This window comes from Streptomyces nogalater (assembly GCF_039532885.1).
GTDB classification, from domain to species: domain Bacteria; phylum Actinomycetota; class Actinomycetes; order Streptomycetales; family Streptomycetaceae; genus Streptomyces; species Streptomyces nogalater.
The window spans coordinates 1-5,605 of the sequence record NZ_BAAASM010000100.1; the positions used below are offsets into that span (position 1 = coordinate 1).

Below are 5,605 nucleotides of genomic sequence, written 5' to 3' on the forward strand. Positions count from 1 at the left end.
CCACGCCTTCGACGTCCCCATCGAACGCTTCCTCACCTCACTGTGCGAAGGCCACCCGACCCCCGGCGCCCCACAGCCTTGACCCCCCACCACCGCAAGCCCCTCCCGTGCCGACGAGAATCACCCGCACAGGCGAGACGCCCTCGAACGACAGAACCCCACCCCGGCCACACGTTCCCACCCACTGCGCCGATCGCGTGACATCCACGGAAGCCGCCACGACCGACCGGCGCACCACCTGGCACGGTCGCCGCCATGCGCCCCCACAACCCGCCCACAGGCCGTCACTGGGACGGCAGCCCCCGCCATCTCCCTCCCCGCCGCTCCCTGCAGATCGCCACACACAGCCCGAGCCGACTCCTGCGCGCGGGCCAGACCGGCCGCTGCCGCCACTGCGGCAACCGCATCGACTGGTACCCGCGATCCGACGGCCGGCCCATCGCCCTGCACCCCGCGGAAGTGCCCACCACCAGCGTCTCCGCCGCCGGCCGCTGGCACCTCAGCAGCGGCGTCGCCTACCCCCACGATGACGGCAGCCGATGGTGCCGCATCCCGCACGCCGCCCTCTGCCCCCACCAGCCCCAGGACCCGCACACCGCAAGCACCCCACTTGCAACACTGCGCCGCGAACTCAGCCTGCGCACCAGACGCCTGATCGACACGGGCGCCTTCACCCCGGAAACCCACCCGCCCGCCACCGCAGGGCCGGCCGGACACAACGAACGGCCCACCCGCCCCGTCGTCCGGATCCTTCTCATCAACTACCTCGCCGAAAGCCCCATCGACACCCTCCGCTGCGTCGCCCAGACCATCCACCGAGACCGCTGCACACACTCCCTGCCCGCCCAGACCCCAGGACGCTGGATCCTGCTGCCCACCCAGCCAGCCAGCGGTCAACTCACCCTGCCCGATACCAGCATGGCGGTCTACGACCTCAGCCACCTGCCCTACGCAGACCAACTACGCTGGCGCGCCCAACGCTGCACCATCCACGCCACTTCTACCGCAACCGCCGACTTGGCCCTGGCCGGCTGGGAGCCCTTCGACCCCCTCCTGCACGCCGACTACATCCGCACAACACTGCCCACGCCCACCCGGCCCCACCCCCGCGCACGGTGACCGTCCCGCCGTATCGACCCCGCCAGCACACACAACGTCGCGTGGCGACGGATCACCGGCCACCCACCACGGCGCGCCACCTCACTGAAGGCACCGCCAAAGCCGGGCACCCCGCCGATCTGCTCGCCGGCTACGCCGCCGACTCGGTGCCCCGGCCACCCACCGACACGATCACCACACCGAAAGCCGCACGCAGCAAGGCAGCTCCCGGCCCCTCCCCGCCTGCCGTCCCGGCCGGCCTTACGGCCTACGCACGGCCCGAAGGCACCACTTCGAGAGAGCTCCGGCCGACCGACGCTGCGCCGGAGCATGGCCGAACCACGCCGAGCAGCGCACTCGTACTCCGTCCACCAGTTGTTCGCGCACGCGAGCCCCGTACACCCACACACCCGACGTACAAGCCCCACCCATCCCTGCAAGGAACTCTGAGATGAAGCCCACCGACGAGCAAACAGCCGCCCTGGACGCCTTCCGCGCCGGTGAACACCTCACCCTGCAAGCAGGAGCCGGCACCGGCAAGACCACCCTGCTGGCCATGCTCGCCCGCACGACTTCGCGCTGCGGCAAGTACCTCGCCTTCAACCGGGCCATCGCCCAAGAGGCCACCGCACGCTTCCCGCGCACAGTCCAGTGCAAGACCGCCCACGCGCTCGCCTACGCCGCCGTCGGACACCGCTACACCAGCCGCCTGAACGCCCCCCGCCGCCCCGCCTGGCAAGCCGGCCAAGCCCTCGGCCTCACCAAAGCCATCCGTATCGGCGAACGCGACATCTCCCAACGCGCCCTGTCCAACGCCCTTCTGCGTACCATCACCCGCTTCTGCCATACCGCCGACGAGACGATCACCCACCACCACGTGCCGAAACTACGCGGCCTGGAAGACGCAGGCATGCACCGCGAACTCGCCACCCACATCCTGCCCGCCGCGCGGAAAGCCTGGACCGACCTGCAGAACCCCGACGACGGCCAGGTCCGCTTCGAACACGACCACTACCTCAAGATCTGGGCCCTCGGCCAACCGCGCATCGAAGCCGAGTACCTGCTCCTGGACGAAGCCCAGGACACCAACCCCGTCGTGGAGAAAGTCTTCCTTGCCCAGCGCGACCACGCCCAGCTCGTCATGGTCGGTGACTCAGCCCAGGCCATCTACCAATGGCGCGGCGCCAAAGACGTCATGACAGCCTTCAACGGCACCGGACTGACCTTGTCACAGTCCTTCCGCTTCGGACCCCGCCTCGCCGAGGAAGCCAACCGCTGGCTCCATCTGGCCGACGCCCCCATCCGGCTCACCGGCACCCCCACTGTGCCTACTGAAATCGGCCTCGTCACCAGCCCCGACGCCGTACTGTGCCGCACCAACGTCGGCGCCATGGCCCACGTCATGAACCTCATGAACACCGGACACCAGGTCGCCCTGACCGGAGGAGGAGACACCCTCTACGCCCTCGCCCAGGCAGCACGCGACCTGAAAGAAGGCCGCCGCACCCACCACCCCGAACTGATCCTCTTCCCCTCCTGGGGCGACCTGCAGGACTACGCCGCCCACGACCCCGCAGGACGAGACCTGCAACCACTGGTGAACCTCGTCGACACCCACGGCACCGACGCCATCCTCGCCGCCGTCACCCGACTCGTGCCCGAACCACAAGCTCAGGTCACCATCTCCACCGCCCACAAAGCCAAAGGAAGAGAATGGCCCCGCGTACTCATCGCGGACGACTTCCCCTGCCCCAAAGAGCACCAACCAGAAGACCCCAACAGCCCCGCAGCGCCACCCGACCCGATCGACGACGCCGAAGCCCGTCTGGCCTACGTAGCCGTCACCAGAGCCCACCGACGCCTGGACCTCGGCGGCCTGGCCTGGATCCATGAAACCCGTTGACGCAGACCAGCAGCCTGCTCAAGCTACTTCGACCAGACCAGCCCCAGCATGTTGGCCACCCGTAGTACCGACCGACTGGTGCAGTTCCTGAGCCCGGCCACCCGCCTGTCAGCCGTCCGTCGTGACGACCAGCCGTGTCATCTCGGGCCTATGCGAGCGGCAGCTCGGCGACGAAGGTTTCCCGCACCATGCGCACTGCCCACCGCTACACTACGCCTCCTTGAAAGCCTCCCTTAGCAACCCGTTTCTGCCCGCTGCCAAGGAGCGCTCGTGACGACCCTGCCTCCCGCTCCACGTCCCTGCCAATATTGCCCGTACCGTTTGGACGTCCCCTCAGGTGTCTGGTCGGCAGAAGAGTACGCAAAGCTGCCGACGTACGACAGGCCCACGCCTGAGCAGCCTGCCAAGCTATTCCGCTGCCACCAGCACGACCACGACAGCGGCCGCGCCCGTGTGTGCGGAGGCTGGGCCGGATGCCATGACGGAGACGAGCTGTTGGCGCTGCGCGTGGCCACCATCGCTGGAGAGATCGCCGTCGAGACGGCCCAGGCGATCCGGGACTACACCTCCCCGGTACCACTATTCGCCTCCGGCGCGGAGGCCGCTGTTCACGGTATGCGGGAGATCCTCAATCCCGGCCCGGACGCCCGCCGAGCCATCGACAAGATCAGCCGCACGCGCACCGACCTCACCTAGGGCGTGTTACGAAAGTGGATCAAGGTCCGGTAATCGAGTGCGAGGGCACAGCCGGACTGGCATACTCCGCGCGGTGACAACCCACCACAGCCCCGGCCCGGCCCTGACCACCAGCGCACGCGATGCCGAACTCAACGAACGTCTGACTGCCGAACTCATCGCCTACAACACGGCCGCGACAGGTTCGGCCGATCGTGACATGTTTTCAGTCAAGGTCACCGATGAAGCAGGTGAGCTGATCGGCGGATTGGCTGCCTGGACCTGGGGCGGTTTGTGCGGCATCGAACTGCTGTGGGTGCGCGAGGATGACCGCAAGGGTGGATGGGGCAGCAGGATCCTGCATGCTGCCGAGGCCGAGGCCCAGCGGCGCGGCTGTGACCGCGTAGCTGTCTCTTCTTTCACTTTTCAGGCCCCCGACTTCTACCAGCGGCATGGCTATGTCGAGACCGGTCGAACCCTGGGCATTCCCGGCGGACATGCGGACGTGCACATGTTCAAGCCGCTGGCGTCAGGGCTCACGGCCTCGGACGAGGCGTGAACGCTGGTCTCACAACCACTCATTGATCGCGGCGATCAGCACGGTGGCTTCGTAGCGGACGGCGAGTTTGTCGTACCGTGTCGCCACGGCCCGGTTCCTCTTGAGGCGGTTGATTCCGCACTCGACCGCGTGACGCTCGCGGTAGTCGACAGGGTCGAAATACGGGGGCCGGCCGCCGCGGGAGCCGAGCTTCCGGCGGTTGCGTGCCTGGTCGGCCTTGTCTGGGATGGTGCAGCGGATTCCTCGGTGGCGCAGGTAGGCGCGGTTCCTGTGAGAGGCGTACGCCTTGTCCGCGCGGACCCGGTGGGGGCGGACGCGTGGCCGGCCCGGTCCGATACGGGGCACGCGGACTTTCTCCAGCACTGATTCGAACTGCGGCGAGTCGCCGCGCTGCCCTGCCGTGATCACGATCGACATGGGTTTCTGGCCCTGCTCGACGGCCAGGTGCAGCTTGGTGGTGAACCCACCGCGCGAGCGTCCCAGTCCGTGATCGCCAGGCTCGGCGAAGACACCGCCCGGTGGTTCCTTCTGCAGGTCACCCTGCTTGCGAGCCCCGGCCGCATGCTGATGGGCGCGGCACACGGTGGAGTCGACGCTCAGATCCCACGTGATCAAACCCTTCGCGTCGGCCAGGGACTGGAGCCGGGTGAGGATCCGCTGCCAAGTGCCGTCGCGCTGCCATCGGCGGAACAGGTCGTAGATTCGGCCCCACGGACCGTACTCGACGGGCACGTCCCGCCACGGCACACCGGTCCGGACCCGAAACCGTATGCCGTCGATCAGCAGCCGTCGGGACCAGACCGGCGGCCGCCCCGCCCTGGCACCCTTCGGCAACAACGGCTCCAGCGCCGCCCACTGCTCGTCCGTGAGATCTCCCCGACCCATGAACCGTGATCATTCACAACTCAAGATCCACTTTCGATACACGGCCTAGAGCCGGGCAGGCGGTGGGGCCCGGGTCACGTTCCGGCTGGTTCAGCTAGGTTTCACGCAAAACGCTCAAACGGGCAGCAAGGACGGGGAGTTCTGATGTAGTGAGAGCTCCGACGAGCAGGGTGTTCAGCATGGTTTTGACGGTCGTTGCGACGGGCCCGGGCCGACGAAGCCCCCAGCTTCGGAACGTGTCATTGGACCTGCTGGGCCGCCCCGGTGAGTGCTGGGCATATCATCCTGCCTGCCCGCAGCGAAGAGCACCGTGCCATCTGGGACGATCGGGCAGCACGCGCAACGGCCTTCGGGAGGGAAACGATGATGAAGCGAACCGTCCGGCCCGGGCAGGTTCTGCGAGACCTCGCACCTGACATGGTCGCCCGGGACCGGCGTCTGCGCGTGCTGGCCCTGGGGGACGACGGGCGCGCCGAATGCCTGGT

Annotated in this window: 6 protein-coding genes; 5 read left to right on the top strand and 1 reads right to left on the bottom strand. The window is 68.0% G+C overall.

The features are described from left to right. The first annotated feature begins 255 nt into the window (after nt 1–255). The 4 genes from ABD350_RS37820 to ABD350_RS37835 all read left to right on the top strand — a co-directional run bounded on the left by ABD350_RS37820 (nt 256) and on the right by ABD350_RS37835 (nt 4,235). Nucleotides 256–1,119, top strand: coding sequence for a DUF6083 domain-containing protein (locus ABD350_RS37820; RefSeq protein WP_344353994.1), 864 nt, complete (start codon nt 256–258; stop codon nt 1,117–1,119). Nucleotides 1,120–1,549: 430 nt separating this feature from the next. Beyond that, entirely contained in the window at nt 1,550–3,001 is a 1,452-nt protein-coding gene (locus ABD350_RS37825; protein ID WP_344353998.1) for a UvrD-helicase domain-containing protein, read from the top strand. Between the two features lie 270 nt (nt 3,002–3,271). After that, nucleotides 3,272–3,697, top strand: a complete 426-nt coding sequence (locus ABD350_RS37830; protein WP_344354000.1) for a DUF6283 family protein — start codon at nt 3,272–3,274, stop codon at nt 3,695–3,697. A 73-nt stretch (nt 3,698–3,770) separates the two neighbouring features. Then, nucleotides 3,771–4,235: a GNAT family N-acetyltransferase gene (locus ABD350_RS37835; RefSeq protein WP_344354002.1), complete on the top strand. Its 465-nt coding sequence runs from the start codon at nt 3,771–3,773 to the stop codon at nt 4,233–4,235. Nucleotides 4,236–4,244: 9 nt separating this feature from the next. Here ABD350_RS37835 and ABD350_RS37840 read toward each other — a convergent pair whose 3' ends face one another. After that, on the bottom strand, nt 4,245–5,120 hold the full coding sequence (locus tag ABD350_RS37840; RefSeq protein ID WP_344354004.1) for an IS5 family transposase: 876 nt from the start codon (nt 5,118–5,120) through the stop codon (nt 4,245–4,247). Nucleotides 5,121–5,486: 366 nt separating this feature from the next. Here ABD350_RS37840 and ABD350_RS38155 point away from each other — a divergent pair. Next, a partial coding sequence (locus ABD350_RS38155) for a DUF6354 family protein (RefSeq protein ID WP_425584219.1) occupies nt 5,487–5,605 on the top strand: 119 nt, incomplete at its 3' end.